This window comes from Desulforhopalus vacuolatus (assembly GCF_016918505.1).
Classification (GTDB): domain Bacteria; phylum Desulfobacterota; class Desulfobulbia; order Desulfobulbales; family Desulfocapsaceae; genus Desulforhopalus; species Desulforhopalus vacuolatus.
Genome location: NZ_JAFFPZ010000005.1, coordinates 161,513 through 186,399, shown reverse-complemented (window position 1 = coordinate 186,399; position 24,887 = coordinate 161,513). Strand labels below are relative to the sequence as shown.

Below are 24,887 nucleotides of genomic sequence, written 5' to 3'. Positions count from 1 at the left end.
GTCTCCCGCCTCCCCTTATCTTTACATGCGCCTTTGAAAAAGCTATATTGAGTCCTGATTGATTTTGGCAATTTCTGCCAGCACCGCTTTATTTTCACAACCTCTTTCCTGCCAGCCCATGAATACAAAAACTACCGTACAGCGTCTACAATGGACGCCGCTGTTTACCAGCATAAAACTGATTTTCAGTAAGCCGAAACTGCTGATGTGGAGCGTCATGCTCTTTGCCGCAACCATCCTCATCACCTGGCTGGGCGATTACCTTGCCCTCAGTCAGCTTGATTCCTTTGCCCACAATCTGATGCCGGCGGAACCGGCGGCGGTCGGAGTTCTCGGCTGGCTCAAGTACGCCGCATGGCTGGCCGGAGACTGGCTCTACCTTCTCCTCAGCCGGGTCGTCACCTTCTATCTCGCCTTCCTCCTCGCCTACACTCTTACGACCCCCGGCTATGCTTTTCTCAGCCGCGCGGCGGAGAAAATCCGGGCGGGAGAATATTTTACTGAAGACGCCGATTTCAACTTCAGAGGAATACTGAGGGATCTCCTTGAAGGCGTAAAGATCAGCATTTTCGGCATATTTGTCACTATCCTCGCCATATTGCTCAATTTTCTGCCAGTGGTTGGACAGGTTGCCGCTTTCCTGCTCTACTGCTTCTACTCCACACTGCTTTTCATCGACTTTCCTGCCTCACGACAGCGCTGGACACTTGGCAGGAAACTGCAATGGCTGTGGAGATACAAGGGAACTTCACTCCGTCTCGGCGTCGGCCCGGCGCTGCTGTCGATGATTCCTCTGGTCAATATTTTTGCGATGGCGCTGTTTTTCCCGCTGTTGACAGTTCATGCGACACTCAACTTTACTCCTGCCGAAGTACAGTCCGGACAGAATCATACTGAAGTTCAATAATCCACGGAGACAAAAAGATGGGATACGAAATCGAAAAGAAATTTCTACTCAGGGATGACTCCTGGCAGGAGCTTGGTCAGGGACATCGTTTTCGGCAGGGTTATCTCAGCAGCAGTGAGGAGGGCACGGTGCGCATCCGCACCTCCCGCAATGTCGGCTGGATCACGGTTAAGGGACCGACTGTCAACGGTGTACGCCGGGAATATGAATATGAAATCCCCGTCACCGACGCTCTGCAGATGCTCAAAGAACTCTGCATCCCACCAATCATCGAGAAAACCCGCTATATCTTTACTGTGGATAATTTTGTCTGGGAAGTCGATAGCTTTCTCGGGGAGAACGAGGGACTGGTGGTTGCCGAAATTGAGCTGGACAGCCCCGACCAGCCTTTTCCCCGGCCAGCCTGGCTTGGGAAAGAGGTAACTGACAGACCGCGTTATTATAACGCAAGTCTGGTTCACTACCCCTTCAGTGAGTGGACTGCTGAGGAAAAGGACGGAGAGTAGGACGTGCAAACTCTGTCCCTGAGCAACGGCAATGTTCTGCCAGCCATAGGTCTCGGAACCTGGAAGACAAAGCGGGGAGAGGCGGCTGTTGCGGTGGAAGCCGCTCTTGAGACGGGATACCGTCATTTTGACTGCGCCACCATCTACAAAAACGAGGCGGAGATCGGTGAGGTCTTCCACCGCTGGCTCTCCTCGGGACGAATCCGTCGGGAGGAGCTCTTCATCACCTCCAAGCTGTGGAACAACGCTCACCTCGCGAAGCATGTCCGCCCGGCCCTTGAACGAACCCTGCGGGAACTGCAGCTCGACTTTCTCGACCTCTATCTTATCCACTGGCCGGTAAGTTTCTCCGCCGACTGCGACCACCCCAAACGTGCGGAGCAGTACCTTCCCCCCGATGACAACCGGCTTATGGCCACCTGGCACGCCATGGAAAAGCTTGTTCACAGAGGGCTGCTGCGTGGCATTGGTGTAAGCAATTGCAAACGCTCACGCCTGCAGCAACTCTTTACCGCCGCCGACATTAAACCTGCCGTCCTGCAGGTAGAGTGTCACCCGTATCTGCAGCAGCGGCAGCTGCTTGACTGGTGCCGAAAAAAAAACGTAGCGGTTACCGCCTTTGCGCCCCTCGGTTCTGGAGATCGACCGGAGAATATCCGCAATGCAGATGTCCTCGAACTGCTTGACCACCCTGTTCTGCAAAAAATCGCCAAAGAGACCGGCCGCACCCCTGCTGCAGTAGCGCTGGCATGGAATCTGGCACGAGGCGTAGCAGTCATTCCAAAATCGATTCATCCCGCACGCCTGCAGGAAAACCTGCAGGCTGTCAGCCTTTCCCTCTCACCCTCTCAGAGAGAACGCATCGACCAGCTCAATTGCGGACTCCGCCTCATTGACGGCTCCCCGTTCTGCAGTAAGAAATCTCCCTACTCTCTGGACTGGCTGTGGACTGACACGGCTTGAGACGGAAGGAAACTTTATACCATTTACATTTTGTATTGGCGGATTCAAAGGCAGGGGGATGGGAAAAGGGAGAAAGGAGACGGGAGACGGGAAAAAGCAAAAGGCGGTAAGACATTTTTCACCGCGAAGGACACGAAGACCGCGAAGAAAGGCAAAAACATTTAGACGGAACAGCAAAAATATTTTTTCGCCAAAGAAAAGCTCTAATCATGCGAATAAAGGCGGGCAGGACGGGAGACGGGAAAAAGCAAAAGATGTCCACGCAGTTGCGTTCTCTGGTCAGTAAAAAATGTGATTGGTATAATACCATCGGTATCACCCCGTGGTGACAACATGGCGTGTATTGTTTCGCGGGTTATCGGTGATGGTTGCCATTTCGCTGATTCCCGCCACCGTAGAGACAAGGCATGCCTTGTCTACACAACAACGTTGCGGGAAATCACCGCCGTGCCGATTTTTCACCAGTGGTGATGAAATGCCACCGGTATCACCATTGAAATCAATTTTATACCATTTACATTTTGTATTGACCAGAGAGCGTGACTGCGTGGACATCTTTTTTTGTGATTACGAATGAATAAACAGGATGTAAAAAGAGCATAACTTAATAGAAATGGTCTACTCATGTGAAAAAGGGCATTTTTTATAAAAGCGTAACTTCTTAAAGTTTTTTGCCTTTATTCGCATGATTAGAGCTTTCCTTTGGCAAAAAGTTTTTCGCTGTTCCGTCTTTTGCTTTTCCCTGTCTCCCGTCTCCTTTCTCCTGTCTCCCATCCCCCTGCCTTTGAATTCGCCAATAGAAAGTGAAAATGGCATTTAGTACGGTCACAACTTAATAGGAATGGTATTACATCCTGTTTATCCCTTCGTAATCACCAAAAAAAAAGGCCGCCTGCATTATAAATGCAGACGGCCGGGAAGAACAGGCAGCGTAATCAGTGAATTCCGCCCTCAAGAGGAATCGGATCAACTCCCATATAGATGAGAAAGAGGGCCACTCCCGTAATAGCAAGATAGTAGATGCAAGCCGGAATGGCGTTGCGTCGGATAATCAGACCTTCCGCCCCCAGACAGCCTACGGTGGCACAGACGGCGACCACGTTGTTAACACAGATCATATTCCCAATAGCCGCACCGATGGTCTGAATCGCCACGATAATGACCTCCGGAAGCTGGAGAATATGAGCTGTTTCAAACTGCAGAGAAGCAAAGAGCAGGTTGGAAACCGTCGCGGAACCCGACATGAAGGAACCGAGAATCCCGATAAGGGTCGCAATAAGCGGATACGCCTGACCTGTGGCTTGAGCAGCAGCCTGGGCCATGGTGGTAAGCATGGACGGCATGGCCATCACACCACTGGCATCGATAATCTTCGAGTTCAGCATCAACTGCACCATTGCCACACCGGCAAACAGGGCTATGGCAGCACCGGAGATCTGTCCGAAGGTCATCTTCCACGATTTTACAACAGCACCCGGTTTCATGCCGTGCATGAAATTGGTGATAAAAGCAACAAGAATGAAGGGAATGGTTCCCGGCAGATAGGCCCACTTGAGCACATAATTCGATCCGGTATTCATCACATCCGGCCAGACGAGGGTCTGGGAGGTGAGCCATGCTTTCAAGGGGAGGACAGGGATACGGGTAACAACAAGGATAAGGGCAATGAGCACATAGGGCATCCATGCCATAACCATCCCCATTTTGGCCTCACCAACATTGCCAGTATCTTCATCACGAGATTTCCAGTTGGATTCCCATTCCGATTTCGGGGGGAAGTCCCAGGTTTTTTTCGGAATCAAAAAACCTTTTTTGGCCGCGAAGATGATAATGCCAAGACCAATAAAAGCACCGAGCAGAGAGGGAAGATCCGGTCCAAGGTAGGTGGCAATAAGAATGTAGGGAACAGCAAACACAACCCCGGCAAAGATGGCAAAGGGAGCTGCCGCGAGAGCCGGTTTAAAGGAGCGCTCTTTCCCGAAGAAGCGGCACATGATGGCCACACCAAGCAGCGGAAGAAAAATCCCCACGAGTCCGTTGGGAATGGCTACCCACTGAGTCAGCGCCATTTTAAACATCTCGGGATCAACGTGAAGAATGTTCAGCAGACTGTCAGAGCTGCCAGCGAGGGTTTTCATCGCTCCACCCGTAATCGGGGTCCCGACAGCACCGAAGGGAACCGGTACCGAGTTAAAAATCAGGGCCACCATGGCAGCGGCAAGCGGAGGGAATCCAAGCCCGACCATCAGCGGACCGGCGAGAGCCGCAGGGGTTCCGAAACCGGCAGCACCCTCAATGAAGGCTCCAAACATGAAACCGATGATGATTGCCTGGATACGCCGGTCATTGGTAATCCCATTAAACCCATGGTTGATTGTCGCCATTGCTCCAGAGAGTTTCATGGTGTTAAGAATGAGCAACGCACCAAAGATAATGATCAGAATATCAACTGCTTTGAGACATCCGAAGAAAGAGAAACCAAAAATTTTACTGGGATCCATACCCCAGTATGACCAGGCAATGACTGCCGCTACTGCCCACGATAACGGCAGTGCCTTTTTTGCACCCCAGTTCATTCCAGCCATCAGTACGATGGTCAGCAGAATTGGCAGAAATGCCATAAATGCAGAGAGATAATCAACGTTTAATTCAGCCATAGACCGCTGTTCCTTTTCCAGAATTTACGGGATTGCGCAGATGCCTCTCCCAATTGTTTCCCCGTTTTGCCACCGGGGAATTCTTCCATGCCAGAGAATTCAGACAGGCGATATTGTAGCCGAACTGTCAGCCCCCATGCAACTACTTCTCACGAAAATCACGTACTTTTTTCCCATTGGTATACCAGTAATCCAGGCAGAGGTGATATTGAGAAAAAAGAAGTGGATATTCGCTATTGGTATTCCAAAAAAACGCTAATTATTCATCACTCACACAGCCTTTATTGTGATAAATATGCCAGATTGTAATTTTAGAACAAAAAAAACACGCAAATAAAATTATATAAACCACGCTTTTGCCACCTTTTCCCCCTCCAGCGCTGGCATGTTCTCCAACAATTCAGAATTCCCCTGTATAAAAATTACCCGGCCTCCTCATTCTGCCGGATAAATTTTACCCGCCTTTTTCATTTTTCCTTCACCCTGCCCGTGTGTATACTGACACTCTCACCGTGTTTCTCGCACTGGCACGGCCTTTGCTTATTCTTTGAGGAGATATACTGTTATGGGTGCCCTTATGATCTCTTTTTCCTGCGCAATCTATTCTCAGAGGTTTATCAATGAAAAAAACGGTCATTTCTCTTGCAGTACTGCTTCTTTTCGTCGCGGCCACTTTCACTATCCGTGCCTTCTTCTTTGCACCGAAGCAGCTCACAGCATGGCTCACTGAGTCGGTGCAGCGCGGCAATATCGAGCAGAGTGTCAGTGCGACCGGTGACGTCGCCCCGGCGTTGCTGGTTGACGTTGGGGCTCAGGCCTCCGGGCAGATCAAGAAGTTCTATGTCAAACTGGGACAGCAGGTGAAAAAGGGTGAGCTGATCGCGGAGATCGACGCCGCCACTCAGCAGAACGACCTGGACACAAGCAAAGCTCAGCTCGCCAGTTATCAGGCGCAGCTGGCCAGCAAGAAGGTGAGCCTCGCCATGGCACAGAAAAACTACACCCGCGAAAGCGACCTGTGGAAAAAGAAAGCCACCTCTCAAAAAGATTATGAAAGTGCGACGGACTCCCTGGCATCGGCAAAAGCAGCCATCACTGAACTGGAGTCCTCCATCCGCATAGCCGAAATCAGCGTCTCTACTGCGGAAACCGATCTCGGCTATACCCGCATCACCGCGCCCATGGACGGAACCATTGTTTCCACCTCCATAGAAGAGGGGCAGACGGTGAACTCGTCGCAGTCTACGCCGACTATCGTCCAGATTGCCGACCTTGCAAAGATGGTTATCCGCATGCAGGTGGCCGAGGGCGATATCACCAGAATACAGCCCGGAATGACAGTGCACTTCACCACCCTTGCCAACCCCGACACCCCCCGCGACGCCATCTTCAGTTCTATTGATCCTGGCCTCACCACCATGAGTCAGGGCAGCTACACCACCAGCACAGATCTGACATCCAGTGCCATCTATTATTATGCACGCGCCCTGGTGGATAACAGCGACAACGCCCTCCGCATCGGCATGACCACCGAGAACACCATCGTCGTTGCCCATGCTGAAAACGAGCTGCTCATTCCCACTCTTGCCATCAGCAGTAAAAAGGGGAAAAAGTTCGTCACCGTTCTGCAAAAAGGGCAACCGCAGGAACGGGAAATCACCACCGGCATCAGCGACAGCGCAAATACTGTCGTGCTCTCCGGACTTCAAGAAGGAGAAGAGGTGGTAACCGGCAGAAGCGACAGCAGCGTCAACTCGATAATGCCCCGCGGTATGGGACGGAAGATGTAAGGAGAAATAAAATAATGGCACTGCTTGAGCTCTCCAATATAACACGGGTTTTCGGCCCTCCCTCCAACCGGGTCCACGTTTTACGGGACATCAATCTGAACATAGATCAGGGGGATTTCATCTCCATCATAGGGCAGTCCGGATCGGGCAAAACCACGTTGATGAATATCCTCGGCTGTCTCGACGCCCCGACTTCAGGCTCCTGCCTCATCGACGGAGAAGAGGCCGCCGGCAGGAATCCTGATCAGCTCGCCGCCCTGCGCCGTCGCAAGTTTGGTTTTATCTTCCAGCGCTACAATCTGCTCGGCACCCTGTCGGCGAGAGACAACGTCGCCCTGCCGGCGATCTATGCAGGCGTGAAAAAAAGCCAGAGAAATCACCGGGCGGAGGACCTGCTGGAGCAGCTCGCGCTCACCGGCAAGGAGAACAACCGCCCCGGAACCCTCTCCGGTGGACAGCAGCAGCGGGTAAGTATCGCCCGTGCGCTGATGAACGGCGGAGAGATAATCCTCGCCGACGAACCCACCGGCGCCCTGGACTCTGAAAGTGGTCTGATGGTCATGGACATCCTTACGGAACTGCACGCAAAAGGACACACCATTATTCTTGTTACCCATGACAGGAAGCTTGCCGCCTTCGCCAGCCGAACCATTGAGCTCAAGGACGGTGAAATCATCTCCGACACGCGCCGCCTGCCCCTCTCCACCCCCACCCCTCTTCAACGGGTTGAAGAAAAACACGGTATTACCTTCTATGTTGACCAGCTTGCCGAATCCTTCCGCATGTCAGTGCAGGCAATCATCAGCCACAAGCTGCGCTCCCTGCTCACCATGCTTGGCATTATCATCGGCATTGCCTCGGTGGTCTCGGTGGTGGCTATCGGCAAAGGTTCACAGGAAAAGATTCTCAGCAGAATCAAAGAAATAGGAACCAATACCGTTTCCGTTTACCCCGGTAAAAACTGGGGCGATTCGCGCTCGGGGCGGATTCGAACCCTCACCATCAGTGACGCGAAGGCGCTGGGAAAACAGCCCTTTGTGCTCAATATCACACCACGAACCTCCACCAACGGCAATATCAGCTACCGCAACATAACCCTCACCGGCCAGCTCAACGGTGTGGGAGAACAGTATTTCTCAGTGGATGGACTCGAACTGGAGGGCGGTCGTTTCTTCAATGAAACAGACGTAAAAGAGGACAATCAGGTTGTCGTAATCGACAGCAACAGCAGAAAAGAGCTCTTCTCGGATATGCCTCTCCCGCAGGTGCTCGGCCGCACCATTCTCTTCCGCAAACGCCCGCTGGTCATCATCGGAGTGACAGAAGAACCGGCCAACGCTTTCGGTCCGGACAGCGGACAGCTCCGCATGTGGGCTCCCTACACTACGGTTATGCACCAGATCACCGGCGACAAGGTCATCAGCACCATTACCGCCGAGATAGCGGATACTGTCAATTCGCAGGCAGCGGAGGAGACCATTACCCGACTGCTGACCAGCCGCCACGGCACGCAGGACTTCTTCACCATGAACAGTGATTCCATCAAGGAGACCATCACCGCCACCACCGGCACCATGACCCTGCTGATTTCTGCCATCGCTGTCATCTCGCTGATTGTCGGTGGAATTGGAGTTATGAACATCATGCTGGTATCGGTCACTGAGCGCACAGGAGAAATCGGCCTGCGCATGGCCATCGGTGCCCGACAGGGCAACATCCTGCAGCAGTTCCTTATCGAGGCAATACTGATCTGCCTCGCCGGTGGCATCTTCGGCGTTGGACTGTCAGTCGTCATCGCCCTGCTCTTCAATCACTTTGTCACCGATTTCGCAATGACCTTCTCCACCACAGCTATCGTTGCGGCGGTTCTCTGCTCCACGGTTATCGGGGTAATATTCGGGTTCATACCGGCACGCAACGCTGCCCGGCTCAGCCCTATTGAAGCTCTTTCACAGAAATAAAGACGCGCCTGCCCTCATTTTTCAGGAAAAATTATGAAAAAATATACCTCACTTGCCCTTGTCTGCACTACCCTGCTGCTCACCAGCTGTGCTTTGACTCCAATGTCGGGAGCTCCCCTGACCGACGCCGGGTTGATGTCATCCCGGGAACTGCAGCAGTATGATGTGAACAGGCAGTGGTGGCGTATCTATGAAGACCCGCAGCTCAATGAGCTGATGGAAACTGCTCTGCGCAACAATATTGATCTGAAGCAATCGGCCATCACCATCCGCAAGGCTCTGTACTACCTGCATATCAGCGAACAGGACCTCTTTCCTGAGGCTTCCGCCAGTATGAGTGGAAGTACAAGTGTCGAATTAAAGAGTGGTGACGACTCCAACTCGTGGAGCGGCGAACTCGATCTGAGTTACGAGCTGGATCTGTGGAACCGGCTCAACGCCACCAGCAAGGCCAATCTTGCGGAATGGCAGGCCACCACCGAAGATCTGGAGAACACACGCCTCAGCCTGATCAACTCCGTGGCAGACGCATGGTTCCAGCTGGCGTACATCGACGAGTCTATTGCGCTGACAAAGAAAAATATCGCCCGCTATAAGGAGTTGTACACCATCTTCAAAGCCCGGTATGAGGCGGGCAAGACGACCTCCATTACCCTCGTGCAGTCGCGCCAGTCGGTACTGTCGGAGGAGCAGAGCCTCACCGCCCTGAAAGACAGCCGGGCGACAGTTGAACAGACCATGAACAATCTGCTTAACCTGCGCCCCGGAGAAAACGCCGGCATCAGCCCCCGCCCTCTCACGGATCTGCCCTCCACCTCAATTGACCTGCAGGTGCCGATCTCGGTCCTTTCCGCCCGTCCCGATGTAAAAGCCGCTGAACAGCGGCTGGAGAAAGCGTGGTACAACCAGACTGCTCAGAAGCGCAGCTGGTACCCGCAGCTCACCCTCGGGGCAGGTATCAGCGGCAGCGACAGCCAGCTCGGCAAGGTCTTTGATCTGCCGATTGGAACAGGTTCGATTGCCCTCAGTCTCCCGTTTCTCCAATGGAATACCTTGAAGTGGAAGGATAAGAATGTCGAGGCAGACTTTGACGCAGCCCGGCTGGACTTTGAAGAAACACTGACAACAGCCTTTAATGAGGTGGCCGTCTCCTGGCAGCAGTATCTGTTGGCGAAAGAGACACTGGCCAGCAGAGAAGAGTCGCAAAAGCTGAACCGCAAAAACAGTGAGTATTATCGCCAGCGCTACGAAAACGGTGCTGGAGAACTCTCCGACTGGCTGGAGGCAATGAACACCGAATACAGCACGGAACAGGATGTGGTCAACGACCGCTATAAAGTGCTGAAAGAGGAGAACCTTGTGTACAAGGCAATGGCAGGGAAATATACGGGGAAAGAACCATCTTCAACACAGCCCTGAGAAGGGCCGTGTTGAAGACTGCGGAAAGCAGCTCAGTCGAGCCTTTCAAGCTGCGCGAAGTAGTTTTTCAGATATGTCTCGAACGGAACGTCTTTTGAAGCTTTTACCAGAGCCTCCTCCTTCTCCCAGGAGGCAAGGGCATCGGCGGTCACCTTGGCCTGCTCCACCGGAGTAATACCAACGCGGCGGCTCTTCTCCATGTGGCAGCGACTGAGGTCAGTGATGAAGCGGTGCCAGCTCATCGGTGCCTTCCCCTCCTCGCCGCGCAGGCAGCGGATAATCCGTGCCGAAGGGGTGAGGTCGGGATTGCGAAACATCCCCTCCATCCGCTCGACGATACTCATATAGTGCGGCCGGTGTTTCTCCACATCCATCGCCTCGGCAATGGGCCGCATGGCCAACAACACCTCACACCCCCACTCCTCAACGCTCTGTTTTACCCCGAAGTGCTGCAGGTGCAGCTGCGGGTCACGCCCGCGCCCCCCCACTTCTGCAAGATTGACACGGCACTCCGCCTCCTGACTCTCATCAAGCATCGGTGCCTTGTGAAAAAGGCAGTAGAGCATAAAGAGCTCAAGGAAGTCGAGCTGTCTCTGGCTGATTCCCGCCCAGTCGAAGCAGTTAATATCCAGTGTCCGCAGTTCCACATAGGCAATTCCTCGACTGGCCAGCCCGGCGAGGGTGGTCTCACCGTCCACACCGATCTGTTTCGGCCGCGCCACGCCATAATATTCGTTTTCAATTTGCATAACATTGCCGCTGATCTGCTGGCGGCTTCCGTCGGCGGCGTAGAGCCCCAGTGCCTCGTACTTTTGAGAGGGAGAAAAGACCGCGCCGCGCAGGTCATGGATATAGCCCTCAAGACTATTCGCCGTTACCGGCGTGGGCGTCTTGTTACTGTAGCCGGTATCGCTCATGCGCAGGGAGGTGGCATAAGGCAGATAGAAGGTGGAATCATCAAGGGCTTCAAGCCGATGGATTACCCCATGGAAAAAGGAGCTGTCCACCGCAGGTGAATGTCCGAAGAGATAGGGAATCATCCAGCTGTGGATGCGGATATTGCGCACCAGGTTCATATAACTCGTATTGATGAAGGGCTGGTGGAACGGCTCGCCGACAATCTCAGCGTAGTTACGAAAGACATCCGGGCAGAGGGAGTAGTTGAAGTGAATCCCGGAGATGAGCTGCATTGCCTTGCCATAACGCAGTGCCAGGCCTTTACGATAGAGACGGCGCATCTGCCCGCCGTTGGATTCGCCGTACCAGCCGATCTCCACAGCCTCAGTGTCATCTATGCGGGCTGGCATGGAACCGTTGAGAAGATACTCATCACTGTCAACCGCCACCACCCGGTGCAGGTAGCGAAGATAGGTAAGGGCGTCACGACGGTTGCGGAAGGCGGGGGTCACCAGCTCCATCAGGCTCTCGGCGTAGTCGGTGGTAATTGTTGCGTGGGTGAGCGGAGAACCGAGGGAGGCAGGGTGAGGCTTGCGGGAGAGGTGATCAGTACTGGTATAGCGCAGCCCCTCTTTTTCAATTCCTCTGCGACCGCAGTCGAGGGTGTGCAGAGCATCACGCTGCTCCAGTTTATCCAGTATTTCAATGAGATCCATACGAGGTCTCTCCTTTCAGTAAATGAAGACCCCTTGAAATATCAAGGGGCCTGGTCTGCACATATACGGTGCCTTTACAACCAGTCTTTCTGTCCAGCGGGTCATCCCTTCAGGGATATGATACCACCCGCAGGGCTGTACTACAAAAAGCGATGAGCCAGCCTCCTCCCTCTTCGGCTTCTGAACAGAACAGCCACGTCATTATCATTATATTAAGGGAATCTTGAAACAGCTTGTCTTTCGTTCATATTCGAGGTGCAGAAGGAAATTCGTCGGTGAGAGTTACCATTTCGGTGATTGCCGTCACCGTAGAGACAAGGTATGCCTTGTCTACACAACAACATTGCTGGAATCACCGTCGCGCCAATTTCCCACCGATGGTGATGTAATTCCACCGTTATCACGCTGTGGTAATAACATAGCGTGTATTGTTTCGCGGGTTATCGGTAATAATTACCACTTCGGTGATTGCCGCCACCGTAGAGACAAGGTATGCCTTGTCTACACAACAACATTGCGGAAAATCACCGCCGTACCGATTTTCCACCAATGGTAATGAAATTTCACTATTAGCACCCGGCGGTGACAACATGACTTCGGCGGAGTTGAGGCCGCACATCTCCGGGCTATGAGGGTTCGTCCCTCCACCCGCAATCCCTCCAATGACCAGCCCCAACTCCGCCTCCCAAACCTGCTGGCCCGTTAATGAACTGGGAAGACAAGCCGGAAGCCAAGGTTGCTGCGAGAGCGACCCGGCGAGTTGCAGTAGCGATTCGCCGCCCGCACGTACCCCGGGGTAAAGGACCAGCTGCCGCCGCGAAGCACGCGGTCCGAACCTGAACCAGACCCCTCAGGGTTGTGGCGAGAACTTGAGTCATAATAATTCTTACCATACCAGTCAGAACACCATTCCCAGACGTTGCCACTTATATCATAAAGTCCCAGACTGTTGGGAGTAAAGCTGCCCACCTTCGTTGTCTTTCCTCGATCCACCCCTGTGCGGCTGTAAGACTCTTTCCAATCTGAACGCCCATTAAAATTTATCTCACGGGGATCGGCAATATCTTTACCATTGCCAAAACGCACCTTCTTTCCCCCTTCACGGGCGGCATACTCCCACTCCGCTTCCGTAGGCAGGCGATAGCTTTTCCCGCTGCTCCTCTTCAATTTTGGGAGAAAATTCTCAGTGATATCGTTCCAGCTCACCTGTTCCACCGGATAGCGGTCACGATTCTTGAACATGCCCGACTTGAAGTAACTCGGATTACTGCCCATAATCTTTTGCCATTCCCCCTGGGTCACCTCATATTTTCCCATATAGAAATCATTAACACAGACCTCGTGTACCGGCTTTTCGCGATCGTATCCATCACCAAAGGTATCCCCCATCTGGTAACACCCACCCTTCACCAACACAAACTCCATGCCGGTGGTGGAATCGCTCCACGTCTCGGAAATCTGAGCTGCCACAGGTTAAATCAGCAAGAGTTGCATGAAGACTGCAAGAGCCGTAACGGAAAAACAGATGGATGAACGCGACATTTTTCTACTCCTGTAAAATTTAAGAAAATATTTCCCTCTCGGGGAAACCTGCTTTTGAAGCTTTTACGTAAAGGCCATCAGTTATATTCGGTGTTCCGTATTCGGTTACGGTTGTACCGTACCTTTACGTTTACCGTCATCGTGTAGACAAGGCACGCCTTGTCTCTACAAAAAACATCACCATTGTGGGAGGAAAAGCCTGTCGTGCTCAGGCCCCAATCAGGTGGCTCTACAAAGACCTTTTTATTGCAGTGGAATTTTCTTTCGGCGGATTTGGGGCCGCACATCTCCGGGCTATGCGGGTTCGTCCCTCACACCCGCAATCCCTCCGATGGACAGCCCCAACTCCGCTTCCCAAACCAGCCCGTTAATGAACTGGGAAGACAAGCCGGAAGCCAAGGTTGCTGTAAGAGAAGTCTGGCGAGGAGCAGTAGCGAAGCGCCGCCCGCACGTACCCCGGGGAATTGAACCAGCCGCCGCCGCGAAACACGCGGAATGAACCTGAACCATTCCCCCAGGAAGAACCATATCTCGGTGCCCCATTATAACTATTATGCCAATCATCCTGACACCATTCCCAAACGTTGCCGGACATATCATAAAGTCCCAGACGGTTGGGGGCAAAGCTGCCCACCTTCGTTGTCTTCTCTCGAGACACTCCTGTGCGGCTGTAAGACTCTTTCCCCCATGCCCTCCCATCAAAATTTATCTCACGGGGATCGGCAATATCTTTACCATTGCCAAAACGCACCTTCTTTCCCCTTTCACGGGCGGCATACTCCCACTCCGCTTCTGTGGGCAGGCGATAGCGTTTCCCACTGCTCCTGTTTAATTTAGGAAGGAAATTTTCGGTGATATCGTCCCAGCTCACGTTCTCCACAGGATAATGATCACCATTTTTAAAGGAACTCGGATTACTCCCCATAATCTTTTGCCATTCCCCCTGGGTCACCTCATATTTCTCCATATAGAAATCATCGACACAGACTTCATGTACCGGCTTTTCATCAGAGTCTCCCTCTCCAAAGGTATCACCCATCTGGTAACATCCACCTTTCACCAGCACAAACTCCATGCCGGTAGTGGGATCAATCCACGTCGCGGAAATCTGAGCGGACACAGGTGAAATCAGCAAGAGTTGCATAAAGGCTGCAAGAGCCGTAACGGAAAAGAAGATGGATGAACGCGACATTTTTCTACTCCTGTAAAATTTAAAAAAATATTTCCCTCTCGGGGAAACCTGCTTTTGAAGCTTTTACGTAAAGGCCATCAGTTATATTCGGTGTTCCGTATTCGGTTACGGTTGCACCGTACCTTTACGTTTACCGTCATCGTGTAGACAAGGCATGCCTTGTCTCTACAAAAACATTACTGAAAGCACTGTTGTACCGATTTTCTACCGATAGTGATGGGTACCTTGAAACAGCTTGTATTTCGTTTATATTCGAGGCACAGGAGGAAATTTACCGCAGGCATACGAAAATCATAACAATCACATTTTTTACTGACCAGATAACGCGACTGCGTGGACATCTTTTTTGGCGATTACGAATAGATAAACAGGATGTAAGATTGATCTCATTGTAGAAATATCCGTTGTGCTGGAGACGCCCAAATTGGTCGTCTCTACAAAGACCTTTTGCTTTTTCCTGCCTCCCGTCTCCCGTCTCCACTTTTAATCTTTATTCTCAAAAGCTTTTCGCCCTTCTTCGCCTTTCTTCGCGTTCTTCGCGGTAAAAGAACTGTTTTACCGTCTTTCGCTTTTCCCTTTCTCCCGTCTCCCATCTCTTGCCTCCTGCCTTTGAATCCGCCAATACAAAATGTAAATGGTATTACATAGACCAAAGCTGCCCACTTCCTCCAAAAGGAAGTACCGTACCAACGGTAAGCCCCCCCGGTGCTCCCCGGTAGAACAATTCCTCATTAACAATGATTATTTTTTTAATAATCGTTATCATGTATATTCTATAATGGAAAGAGGCAGGGATAACACTCTGCCGCGACCATTCGTGCATCTCTTCATGGGCGAAATATAAATATTCGCAACTGAATGATTACCGTAATACCCAACCCTGAGTCTTGCCACCGCCTGCAGGACTCTTCATCTACTCACATCAGAACAGGAGGTCCCGAAGCTGGAATTCAAGAAGAGGGGAATCGTTACGACGGGCGCACGCCCTGGCCACACCCTCATGGCATCTGCACCAGATGTAGAAAAATCATTGCTTCACCAATGCTGAACAAAGCTGCAATCATTGAAGAAGTTTCTCAAGGGAACCTTGAAACAGTAACAGTCCGAAGATTTTAAGTATCCCAAACACGGTACAATCAAAGACGAGGACAAGATGACACAAAAGAAACGGCTTACAACAAACGCAGGGGCACCGGTAGTTGAGAATCAAAATGCACTTACTGCCGGACCACGGGGACCAATGATGCTGCAGGATCCCTGGTATCTTGAAAAGCTGGCTCACTTTGATCGTGAGGTTATTCCTGAGCGAAGAATGCACGCCAAAGGCTGGGGAGCCTATGGAACCTTTACAGTCACCCACGATATCACAAAATACAGCAGGGCAGATATCTTTTCAGAAGTTGGAAAAAAGACAGAACTTTTTGCCCGCTTTTCAACTGTTGCCGGTGAGCGGGGAGCCGCCGATGCAGAACGTGATATTCGAGGATTTGCCCTCAAATTTTACACGGGCCAGGGAAACTGGGACCTTGTGGGGAATAATACGCCCGTCTTTTTTCTGCGTGATCCCATGAAATTCCCGGACTTGAATCACGTTGTCAAACGTGATCCCCGTACCAATCTGCGCAGTGCGAAAAATAACTGGGATTACTGGACACTTCTTCCCGAGGCACTGCATCAGATAACAATCACTATGAGTGATCGGGGAATCCCGGCTTCATTTCGGCACATGGACGGCTTCGGCAGCCATACATTCAGCCTGATCAATGTGAAAAACGAGCGTTTCTGGGTGAAATTCCACTTCAAAACCTGCCAGGGAATCAAAAACCTGACGGACCAGGAGGCGGAAATGTTAGTTGGTAAAGATCGGGAGAGCCATGGGAGGGATCTTCTTGAAGCCATTGAGAAGAAGAACTTTCCAAAATGGATTATGCACATCCAGGTCGTTCCCGAAAAAGAAGCAGAGAATTTCCCTTTCAATCCCTTTGACCTGACAAAAGTATGGCCCCATGGCAAATATCCTCTTCTTGAGGTGGGTGAACTGGAGTTGAACCGTAACCCAGACAACTATTTTGCCGAGGTTGAGCAGGCCGCATTCAATCCGTCAAATATCGTTCCGGGGATTGGCTACTCACCGGACAAAATGCTCCAGGGACGACTCTTTTCCTACGGGGATGCACAACGCTATCGCCTTGGGGTCAACCACCACATCATACCGGTGAATACAGCACGCTGCCCCTTCCACTCTTACCACCGTGACGGTGCCATGCGGGTTGATGGCAATCATGGCTCGACACTTGGCTATGAACCAAACAGTGAGGGTGAATGGCAGCAACAGCCGGAGTTCAAAGAGCCCCCGCTGGATATCAAAGGCGCTATGGATTACTGGGATGCCCGAGAAGATAATGACGATTATTACAGTCAGCCGAGAATGCTTTTCCGCCTGATGAAGCCGGATCAGCAACAGGTCTTATTCGAAAATACCGCACGGGCGCTGGGCGATGCACCTGATGCGATCAAAAAACGCCATATCGAAAACTGCCGCAAGGCCGACCCTGCGTATGGAGAGGGTGTGGCAAAAGCTCTTGGCATGTAAAGACTCTCACGGGAAGCCTGCAAAAAGATACAGCCTTCCTGAAAATTGCTGTAAAACCATCAGAGAAATTTTGCGGTGGTTTTACAGCAGCAAGATATGAAATTCACCTCTGCGGAGAGATATCCTCTTCCGCAGCCCCGCCTTTCACAGTTTCGCAGCTGTACAACATATTTTCCCCTCCCCCCTTGCAGAAGTACAAGGCAATAAATATTACATTTAAAAACATTTATTAAAATACAATACAGGGAGAAAAAGCATGCAGCTTTCTATTGGTATTCTGATGGACGACATTACCACCCTCAAGACCTGGAAGGATTCGACCTTTGCCATGATGCTCGCCGCTCAGATGCACGGTCACCGCATCTTCTATTTTCAGCAGGGTGACCTCTTTGTTGAAGAGGGAGAGGCGCAGGTGACAGCACAACAGGTTACGGTGATTGACCAGCGCGAAGACTATGCCACCCTCAAGAGAAAAGAGACCTTCCCCCTCACCAATTTCCATGTCATCCTGATGCGCAAAGATCCGCCCTTTGACATGGAGTATATCTACAGCACCTATATCCTGGAGATGGCAGAACGCAAAGGAACCCTCGTTGTCAATCCACCGGAGAGTCTCAGACGGGTCAATGAAAAGTTTTTTATCAGCTACTTCCCCGAACTGACACCGAAGACTCTCATCACCCGAGATATGTCGAGAATACGAGCCTTTATCGATGCTGAAAAGCGGGCAGTGATCAAACCAATGGACGGCATGGGCGGCATGGGAATCTTCAAAATGGAAAAGGGGGGCAGCAACACTGGAGCAATCCTCGAATCCCTTGGCAACGGCAACCGGACCCTGATGGTGCAGGCCTTTCTGCCCAAAGTAAAACAGGGTGACAAACGCATTCTGCTGGTAGACGGAGAGGCACCGGCTCACGGCCTTGCGCGGATTCCTCAGGGTGGAGAGTTCCGCGCCAACCTCGCAGCTGGCGGCAAGGGCGTCACCCAGGCGCTGACTCGACGGGAGAAAGAGATCTGCGCGAAGGTAAAACCGATGATTCAGCAGCTCGGTCTGCTGCTGGTCGGTCTCGATGTTATTGACGGTCACATCACTGAGATCAACGTCACCAGCCCCACCTGCATGCGGGAAATTGCCGCCGACAGCGGCGAGGATATCGCCAACAGAGTGATTGAAGCGGTGGAACGCAAGGTAGCGGCCCGCTGAATATTTTGCAGCCAAAAAGGGAAGCCGTTTTGATTATTTGCTCATTGCAAACGTAACCTTTTGATATAATATCATATTTTCAGGAATCTCCATGTGCAGAAGAAAAGAATTTTGAGCATTTCATCAATGAATCTGCTTTTCCTCCGCCAGACACACTCCACCTGACTGCCTCACTTCTGAAAAATTTTTATCGTAAGAACAAAACGATGCCTGTACAAAGATTCAGGGGAGACAACAGCGCCCGTTTCGGCACGATAGTTGCTTACCCTGAGAACAGCAGTGATTTCACAGCTGCGCATTCCAGGAAGTTTCCCCACAAAGTCAGGCGAAAAGGTATTCGTCGGCCGGGAAACAAAAAAACAGGTTCATAACAAACCGCCCTCCGTCGGCTTCATTTCAGGGTGAAAAACTGACGACACAGCGGTTTCAAACGATCCTTTTGATGATTTGCACAAGAGGTTGCAAGGTATGGCGAAGAAAAAGCTCAAAGAGATTGCCATCAACCAGAACTGGTGCAAAGGCTGCGGTATTTGTGTGGCCTTCTGCCCGAAAAATGTTCTGGAACTTGATGAAGGGGGACACTCGACGGTCGTCCGGCCTGAGGACTGTATTCTCTGCAGGTTATGTGAAATGCGGTGCCCAGATCTGGCAATCAGGGTTATCGAAGAGGAGGAGGATGCACAATGACTAAAGAAATCAGATTTGTTCAAGGGAACGAGGCGTGTGTCGAGGGTGCCCTCTACGCCGGTTGCAGTTTCTTCGCCGGCTATCCCATTACCCCTTCTACTGAAATTGCCGAACTGCTCGCAGCACGTCTGCCGCAACACGGCGGTACATTCATTCAGATGGAAGATGAGATTGCCGCCATGAGTGCCATAATCGGAGCATCTCTTACGGGCAACAAAGTACTTACGGCCACCTCCGGCCCGGGCTTTTCACTGAAACAGGAAGCCATCGGCTACGCCTGTATGGCTGAAGTTCCATGCGTGGTCGCCAACGTACAGCGCGGCGGCCCGTCTACCGGAAACCCCACCCACGTTGCCCAGGGAGATATTAACCAGGCACGCTGGGGGACCCATGGTGACCACAGTATTATCGCCCTTACAGCCTCCAACCATCAGGACATCTTCAAGATGACCGTTGATGCCTTCAACCTCGCTGAAACCTATCGGACTCCCGTCATCCTGCTTTTCGACGAAGCCGTCGGTCATCTGCGGGCAAAACTGGAAATCCCGACAGAAGGCGAACTGGATGTCGTTGACCGCCTGCGTACCTCGTTGCCGGAAGGCGTAAACTACCACCCCTACCTCCCCCGCGAAGACGGCCGGCTGCCGATGTCCGATTTCGGCGATTCTCACCGTTACAATGTAACTGGACTTTTCCACGACATGTGGGGCTTCCCCACTGCAGACCCAACCTCTATAAATGATCTCCTGCATCATCTCGTAGACAAGATTGAGAACAACGTTGCTGATATCACCCGTTATAAAGAACATTTCATGGATGATGCTCAATATGTGCTGGTCTCCTACGGTTCTTCCGCCCGCTCGGCAATCCATCTTGCCACTGAGCGCCGTGCCCGCGGGGAGAGACTTGGCGTGCTGGAACTGCAGTCCATCTGGCCGTTTCCAAAAGAACTTATCCGAGAGAAATGCGATGGCGCCCGGGCAGTACTGGTCTGCGAAATGAATATGGGTCAGGTCGTAGAACATGTTCGCGCTGCCGTGAGAAAACCGAACCGTGTTTTTCTTGCCAACCGTGTCGATGGCAAGTTGATTACACCTTTGGATATCAAAAAATTCCTGCGCATGATTCAGGGAAGAGGAGCGTGACAAATGGCGGTTCAAGAATATATTCGTGAAAGATTTTTTCCTCAGATGTGGTGCGAGGGCTGTGGCCATGGCACCATTCTCAATTCACTGCTGCGGGCCATTGAAGATCTCGGAATTGCCAAAAGTGATATTGTAATGACCTCCGGAATCGGCTGCTCTGCGCGGATCTCCGGTTATGTTGACTTCCACTCCCTGCATACCATGCATGGACGTGCCCTGGCCTGTGCAACCGGCGTAAAAATGGCTAAACCAGCACTCAACGTCATTGTCCCCATGGGTGACGGAGACGCCCTTGCCATCGGCGGGAACCACTTCATCCACGCCTGCCGCCGGAATATCGACATAACCGCAATTGTAATGAACAACCGTATCTACGGCATGACCGGCGGTCAGTATTCACCACTCTCCGGAGTCGGCACCATGGCAACAACCGCACCGTACTCCTCCATCGACAACGCTTTTGACGTTGCCGAACTGGCAAAAGCAGCGGGAGCAACCTTTGTCGCCCGCACCACGACCTATCACGTGGCCGAAGCCGTCACCTACCTGAAGAAAGCCATTCAGCATAAAGGCTTTTCTGTAGTGGAAATAATGACTCAGTGCCCTACGTACTATGGTCGTAAGAATAAAAAGGGTGACGCAGTCGAAATGCTGAAATGGTTCAAAGAAAGCACCGCTAAACTTGGCTCCAAAGAACTGGAAAACAATCCTTCGCTCATCGCACGCGGCATCTTTGCAGATGAAGACAAGCCTGAATACTGCAGCGAATACAACAAAATCATTGAACGCGCGAGCAGGAGGTAATCATCATGGAAAGAACCAGAATAGTATTCAGCGGTTCCGGCGGACAGGGAGTTATCACCGCAGCCATTATTCTTGCAGAGGCAGCGGTCATTAAAGAGGGGATGGAGGCCGTCCAGTCTCAGAGCTACGGCGCTGCAGCACGGGGTGGTGCTACCCGAAGCGACATCATCCTTTCAGACGAACCAATCAATTATCCCGGTATTCTTCAGCCGGATATCCTTGTCTGTCTCACCCAGTCGGTCTACACGCAGTATGCCGGAATTATCCGTCCCGGAGGACTGCTGCTCACCGATCCCCGCTTCGTCAAACCAGCCAAAGAAGCAGATGCATACCAGGTCTGTGTTCCCATCTATGATATGGTGATGGAGAAGATCGGCAAGCCGATTGTCTTTAATATCTCCATGCTCGGGACCCTCTTCGGCATCCGGCCGCTGTTCAACCCGGACAGCCTGATGGAAGTCATCGCCGAACGAGTACCAAAGGGCTTTGTAGAACTCAACAAAAAAGCCTTTACACTCGGGCTTGAACTTGGCGAAAAATATCGTCAGAACTTCTGATCACGATTTTATTACACAGCGCCCGCCTGCGACTCTCGGGCGGGCGTTTTTTTTTTAGCTCAGCCTCCCTTTCTTCCATTGAAAGAATACGCATCACGTGTTTACTGTGACAGAATTATAGACTCTATACAGAAAAGTAGAAAAACCACCGCTTTCTCAACCATCTTAAGAGGACAGCATGACTACCCCCCCAGCAGTTTCCACCGTTCCTTCCCTTCCCGGCGCCGAGATTATCAAACGCGCCACCTGCGCAGAACTTGATCTATCGCTGCTCTATGAAGCAGTGATGGACATCACCAGCCAGGGAATGGTCACGACAAGCAGCGTTAATATGGCCGCCGGAATACTCCTCAAGGAACTCGGACTGCCAACCTACTTTTTTCGACATATCCATAAAGATTCCCTCGTGGAACTGCTCACGGCAATAGCCAGCGATATCCAGATTACCGAGAGAAAACCGGTGCTCCGCGGTCAGGTCGCACCCATTGATTTCAACACCTCTACCAGCACCAGCCTGAGCGTACGCATCGCCACCGCCAAGACACGTGATTCAATGGAGTTTTTCATCGAAAAACTGATTTCCGGCCACCGTCGGGAGTATTATTTCAGCCCGGATTCTGAATACTACACCTATATTATCAACCCTGGCACCATCGGCGACTTCCCTGCAGAAAATTTTGAACAAACTTCCTTCCTTTTTTCCCGCGAAGCAGAAGATGATGTTACACCTGCGACAACCCGCAAACGCTATGAAAAATTTCTACAGAGACAGACGAAGGAGGCTACTCCGCTGATTCAGTTTTTTAACCTGCCGGAAACTGACGAAACCCGGATCATGTTCAATTCCGACTTCGAGCGGCCACAGATTCCCTCGCTGCGCAAGATTCTTGAGGACCACGGATCCACCCTGGTTCGCGCCTACTGGGAGCCCTACTTCACCACCACCATCGATGCCTCCAGTTCAATCTGTTCACTTTATATCAGAGGCGAACTGAGCCGGGAGGAAGAAGAGATTATCACCCGCGCTCTGCGCAACTTTCTTTCCCTGCCCATTACTCCGCTCATCCAGCTCTATCTCAGCGACGACCTCTCTTTTGAGGAGATGATCTTCGCCACGAATGCCGTCGAGTTCACCCATCGTTTCATCTTTAAAGAAACGGAAAATGCCACAGATCGCCAGATCCTTGAAGAACTGGTGAACAAAGACCACCGCGATGCCTTTGCCCGACGCATCCATGAATCCAACCGTTCCACCTACAGTGCCTCTATAATCCGTCAGGTTGCCAGCCAAAATCCCGACCTGCTGCGGGATCTTTTCGGACTCTTCGACCGTCGCTTCAATCCGGCTTCAATCACCTCTTTGAGCGACGAGGAGATTGTGAAGATCAAAGCCGATTGGGAGAAAAAGATCGAAACCCGTTTCATCGATCAGGTGATCAGCGGAGACATCTTCCGTTTTATGTTCAAGATGATCACCTGCTGCCTGAAAACCAATTTCTACTGCGAGACAAAGCGCTCCTTCTCCTTCCGCTACAACAACGAGATTCTCGATCCGCTGGTTTTTGACAGCTTTGTCTACGGAATTTTTCTCATCAACGGCCACTACAGCTCCGGCACCCATCTCCGCGCGGGTGACATTGCCCGTGGCGGCCTGCGTCTGCTGCGCATTACCCCCTCTAACTTCTCCCGTGAGCTTGATGGAGCTCTGCTGCTCAACTACGCCCTTGGCGCCAAAGCTCAGCGCATCAAGCACAAAGATATCTGCGAATCCGGAGCCAAGGGAGTTGTGGTTCCCTATCCGCCTTATGCCCGCTGCAGCATGGACGCCCTGTTCGATTACACCGAAGGGATTCTCGACCTGATGCTCCTTGATGAACGCGAGGTCGTTGACTATTACGGCAAACCGGAGATGATTTTCTTTGGTCCCGACGAAGGAACCGCACCACTGATGGATCCCATCGCCGAACGTGCGAAAGAACGGGGTTACAAATATTGGCGAACTCTGACCACCGGCAAGAGCATTGGCATTCCCCACGACGTCTACGGCCTGCTTGAAGACGGTCGCACCTTCGGCCTCTTCCCCCATGAGAAGGAGGGTACCGAACTGCAGATTGACGGGAAATCCATTGTCCTCAGCAACAATATGGAAGATATCGCCAAAGAGATTGGTGACAGGGTCAACACCAGCGGCATGACAACCACGTCGGTCATGTCCTCTTTTCGCACTGTCATTAAATATGGCAAGGCAAAAGAAGAAGACCTCAACCTGGCCATAACCGGCGGCCCGGACGGTGACCTCGGTTCCAACGAAATCCTTAGCTACAAGGGGAAAATCTGCCTGATCATTGACGGAGGCTCCATCCTTTATGATCCCAGCGGACTCGACAGCAGAGAACTGCAGAAACTCGCGTTCTTCCGCAGCTCCAGCCCAAGGCTCAACAGTCTTGCCTTTCCAGTAGAAAAACTGAGCGCCGAAGGTTTCATGGTGCCTCTGCGGGACAAAAACATCACCCTGCCCGATGGCACTCTCGTGGAGGACGGTGCGGTGTTCCATCGCAACTTCCTCACCAGCCCGGCCAGCCGTAAATATATCGAGGCTGCAAACATTGAGGCCATGATTCCCTGTGGCGGATTCAAGGATACTATCAACCTCGGCAACATCGCCGCCTTCCTTGCAAATTTTGACGAACTTCGCTTTATCGTCGAAGGCGCCAATGTCTTCTTCTCCGACGGTGCCCGCCGACATATTCGCGCCGAGTCCAGTATCCTGCACATCAAAGATTCCAGCGCCAATAAGGGCGGCGTCTTCAGCTCCTCCATCGCTGAAGTACTCACCGCCTTCCTTCTCGGGAACGACTACGACAAAATGCTGCTCAACAATAAAGAGAACAGGTGGCATCTTGTACGGGATGTGATGACCCTCGTCGCCCGCTACTCCAGCCAGGAGGCATCCATGCTCCTCGCTCTCGGGGAGAAAGATCCCACGACTCCGCTCTCTGTCTTTTCAGTCAGCTCCAGCGAGTGCATCTTCGCCCTGCAGGATAAATTGGAAGAGAACATCAAGACGATCCTCAAGCAGAAGAATCTGGTGGAAGCAGCCCTTACTGACTATATTCCGCCGGTACTGATAGAGATGATCGGGATGAAAAACATCCTCAACACCCTCGACACCCCGGAACTGCGCACCTACCGCAACACCATTCTCACCAAAAAGCTGGCGGCCATGGCCTACTACAGATTTGCCGTGGACTGGGATACATTCCTCGCCAGATTTGACAAGGATATGATTACGGCGCTGGAAAGTGCTGTAAAGTAAAGGTTCCCTGCACGTGGCGTCGTGGCGG

Annotated in this window: 19 protein-coding genes; 13 read left to right on the top strand and 6 right to left on the bottom strand. The window is 51.9% G+C overall.

Translation table 11 applies throughout. The features are described from left to right. Window positions 1–58: 58 nt before the first annotated feature. The 3 genes from JWG39_RS05310 to JWG39_RS05300 are packed head-to-tail and all read left to right on the top strand — an operon-like array spanning window position 59 to window position 2,376. Window positions 59–907 (top strand): EI24 domain-containing protein, encoded by an 849-nt coding sequence (locus tag JWG39_RS05310; protein WP_240191997.1) that lies wholly within the window; start codon window positions 59–61, stop codon window positions 905–907. A gap of 17 nt (window positions 908–924) precedes the next feature. Then, a complete protein-coding gene (locus JWG39_RS05305; protein WP_205218339.1) occupies window positions 925–1,413 on the top strand; it encodes a CYTH domain-containing protein in 489 nt (162 codons plus the stop codon). A gap of 3 nt (window positions 1,414–1,416) precedes the next feature. Next, window positions 1,417–2,376, top strand: coding sequence for an aldo/keto reductase (locus JWG39_RS05300; RefSeq protein WP_205218338.1), 960 nt, complete (start codon window positions 1,417–1,419; stop codon window positions 2,374–2,376). A gap of 315 nt (window positions 2,377–2,691) precedes the next feature. Here JWG39_RS05300 and JWG39_RS05295 read toward each other — a convergent pair whose 3' ends face one another. Beyond that, on the bottom strand, window positions 2,692–2,931 hold the full coding sequence (locus JWG39_RS05295; RefSeq protein ID WP_205218337.1) for a hypothetical protein: 240 nt from the start codon (window positions 2,929–2,931) through the stop codon (window positions 2,692–2,694). A 380-nt stretch (window positions 2,932–3,311) separates the two neighbouring features. Next, a complete protein-coding gene (locus JWG39_RS05290) occupies window positions 3,312–5,033 on the bottom strand; it encodes an L-lactate permease (protein WP_205218336.1) in 1,722 nt (573 codons plus the stop codon). A 620-nt stretch (window positions 5,034–5,653) separates the two neighbouring features. Between JWG39_RS05290 and JWG39_RS05285 the strand changes: the two genes are divergently transcribed. From JWG39_RS05285 to JWG39_RS05275, 3 genes are read left to right on the top strand one after another with little or no spacing between them, the layout of a single operon-like run. Further along, window positions 5,654–6,823 carry an efflux RND transporter periplasmic adaptor subunit gene (locus JWG39_RS05285; RefSeq protein ID WP_205218335.1) on the top strand — a complete coding sequence of 390 codons (1,170 nt, stop codon included), beginning with the start codon at window positions 5,654–5,656 and terminating at the stop codon, window positions 6,821–6,823. Between the two features lie 14 nt (window positions 6,824–6,837). Beyond that, on the top strand, window positions 6,838–8,784 hold the full coding sequence (locus JWG39_RS05280; RefSeq protein WP_205218334.1) for a MacB family efflux pump subunit: 1,947 nt from the start codon (window positions 6,838–6,840) through the stop codon (window positions 8,782–8,784). A 33-nt stretch (window positions 8,785–8,817) separates the two neighbouring features. Beyond that, window positions 8,818–10,203 (top strand): efflux transporter outer membrane subunit, encoded by a 1,386-nt coding sequence (locus JWG39_RS05275; protein WP_205218333.1) that lies wholly within the window; start codon window positions 8,818–8,820, stop codon window positions 10,201–10,203. 32 nt (window positions 10,204–10,235) lie between these two features. Here the strand turns inward: JWG39_RS05275 and gshA are convergent, their stop codons facing one another. The 4 genes from gshA to JWG39_RS05255 form a co-directional block, all read right to left on the bottom strand. Then, window positions 10,236–11,816, bottom strand: a complete 1,581-nt coding sequence (gene gshA / locus JWG39_RS05270) for a glutamate--cysteine ligase (RefSeq protein ID WP_205218332.1) — start codon at window positions 11,814–11,816, stop codon at window positions 10,236–10,238. Between the two features lie 400 nt (window positions 11,817–12,216). Then, window positions 12,217–12,492 (bottom strand): hypothetical protein, encoded by a 276-nt coding sequence (locus tag JWG39_RS05265; RefSeq protein WP_205218331.1) that lies wholly within the window; start codon window positions 12,490–12,492, stop codon window positions 12,217–12,219. Between the two features lie 26 nt (window positions 12,493–12,518). Then, on the bottom strand, window positions 12,519–13,286 hold the full coding sequence (locus JWG39_RS05260) for an SUMF1/EgtB/PvdO family nonheme iron enzyme (protein ID WP_205218330.1): 768 nt from the start codon (window positions 13,284–13,286) through the stop codon (window positions 12,519–12,521). A 439-nt stretch (window positions 13,287–13,725) separates the two neighbouring features. Then, window positions 13,726–14,550, bottom strand: a complete 825-nt coding sequence (locus JWG39_RS05255) for a formylglycine-generating enzyme family protein (protein ID WP_205218329.1) — start codon at window positions 14,548–14,550, stop codon at window positions 13,726–13,728. A 1,153-nt stretch (window positions 14,551–15,703) separates the two neighbouring features. Between JWG39_RS05255 and JWG39_RS05250 the strand changes: the two genes are divergently transcribed. The 7 genes from JWG39_RS05250 (at window position 15,704) to JWG39_RS05220 (ending at window position 24,859) form a co-directional block, all read left to right on the top strand. After that, window positions 15,704–17,143, top strand: coding sequence for a catalase (locus JWG39_RS05250; RefSeq protein WP_205218328.1), 1,440 nt, complete (start codon window positions 15,704–15,706; stop codon window positions 17,141–17,143). Between the two features lie 256 nt (window positions 17,144–17,399). Further along, window positions 17,400–18,350, top strand: coding sequence for a glutathione synthase (gene gshB / locus JWG39_RS05245; RefSeq protein WP_205218327.1), 951 nt, complete (start codon window positions 17,400–17,402; stop codon window positions 18,348–18,350). 468 nt (window positions 18,351–18,818) lie between these two features. Then, window positions 18,819–19,037, top strand: coding sequence for a 4Fe-4S dicluster domain-containing protein (locus JWG39_RS05240; protein ID WP_205218326.1), 219 nt, complete (start codon window positions 18,819–18,821; stop codon window positions 19,035–19,037). Continuing rightward, window positions 19,034–20,182, top strand: a complete 1,149-nt coding sequence (locus tag JWG39_RS05235; RefSeq protein ID WP_205218325.1) for a 2-oxoacid:acceptor oxidoreductase subunit alpha — start codon at window positions 19,034–19,036, stop codon at window positions 20,180–20,182. Before JWG39_RS05240 ends, JWG39_RS05235 begins: the two co-directional genes overlap by 4 nt. Before the next feature lie 3 nt (window positions 20,183–20,185). Continuing rightward, window positions 20,186–20,986: a 2-oxoacid:ferredoxin oxidoreductase subunit beta gene (locus JWG39_RS05230; RefSeq protein WP_205218324.1), complete on the top strand. Its 801-nt coding sequence runs from the start codon at window positions 20,186–20,188 to the stop codon at window positions 20,984–20,986. A gap of 5 nt (window positions 20,987–20,991) precedes the next feature. Then, window positions 20,992–21,543 carry a 2-oxoacid:acceptor oxidoreductase family protein gene (locus JWG39_RS05225; protein WP_205218323.1) on the top strand — a complete coding sequence of 184 codons (552 nt, stop codon included), beginning with the start codon at window positions 20,992–20,994 and terminating at the stop codon, window positions 21,541–21,543. Window positions 21,544–21,721: 178 nt separating this feature from the next. Continuing rightward, window positions 21,722–24,859 carry an NAD-glutamate dehydrogenase domain-containing protein gene (locus tag JWG39_RS05220; RefSeq protein WP_205218322.1) on the top strand — a complete coding sequence of 1,046 codons (3,138 nt, stop codon included), beginning with the start codon at window positions 21,722–21,724 and terminating at the stop codon, window positions 24,857–24,859. Window positions 24,860–24,887 lie beyond the last annotated feature (28 nt).

Bases quoted from the DNA above. Each gene is read 5' to 3' on its own strand.
- JWG39_RS05305 (WP_205218339.1), top strand. From the start codon at position 925: ATGGGATACGAAATCGAAAAGAAATTTCTACTCAGGGATGACTCCTGG.
- JWG39_RS05295 (WP_205218337.1), bottom strand. From the start codon at position 2,931: ATGTCCACGCAGTCACGCTCTCTGGTCAATACAAAATGTAAATGGTAT.
- JWG39_RS05290 (WP_205218336.1), bottom strand. From the start codon at position 5,033: ATGGCTGAATTAAACGTTGATTATCTCTCTGCATTTATGGCATTTCTG.
- JWG39_RS05285 (WP_205218335.1), top strand. From the start codon at position 5,654: ATGAAAAAAACGGTCATTTCTCTTGCAGTACTGCTTCTTTTCGTCGCG.
- JWG39_RS05280 (WP_205218334.1), top strand. From the start codon at position 6,838: ATGGCACTGCTTGAGCTCTCCAATATAACACGGGTTTTCGGCCCTCCC.
- JWG39_RS05275 (WP_205218333.1), top strand. From the start codon at position 8,818: ATGAAAAAATATACCTCACTTGCCCTTGTCTGCACTACCCTGCTGCTC.
- gshA (WP_205218332.1), bottom strand. From the start codon at position 11,816: ATGGATCTCATTGAAATACTGGATAAACTGGAGCAGCGTGATGCTCTG.
- JWG39_RS05255 (WP_205218329.1), bottom strand. From the start codon at position 14,550: ATGTCGCGTTCATCCATCTTCTTTTCCGTTACGGCTCTTGCAGCCTTT.
- JWG39_RS05250 (WP_205218328.1), top strand. From the start codon at position 15,704: ATGACACAAAAGAAACGGCTTACAACAAACGCAGGGGCACCGGTAGTT.
- gshB (WP_205218327.1), top strand. From the start codon at position 17,400: ATGCAGCTTTCTATTGGTATTCTGATGGACGACATTACCACCCTCAAG.
- JWG39_RS05240 (WP_205218326.1), top strand. From the start codon at position 18,819: ATGGCGAAGAAAAAGCTCAAAGAGATTGCCATCAACCAGAACTGGTGC.
- JWG39_RS05235 (WP_205218325.1), top strand. From the start codon at position 19,034: ATGACTAAAGAAATCAGATTTGTTCAAGGGAACGAGGCGTGTGTCGAG.
- JWG39_RS05230 (WP_205218324.1), top strand. From the start codon at position 20,186: ATGGCGGTTCAAGAATATATTCGTGAAAGATTTTTTCCTCAGATGTGG.
- JWG39_RS05225 (WP_205218323.1), top strand. From the start codon at position 20,992: ATGGAAAGAACCAGAATAGTATTCAGCGGTTCCGGCGGACAGGGAGTT.
- JWG39_RS05220 (WP_205218322.1), top strand. From the start codon at position 21,722: ATGACTACCCCCCCAGCAGTTTCCACCGTTCCTTCCCTTCCCGGCGCC.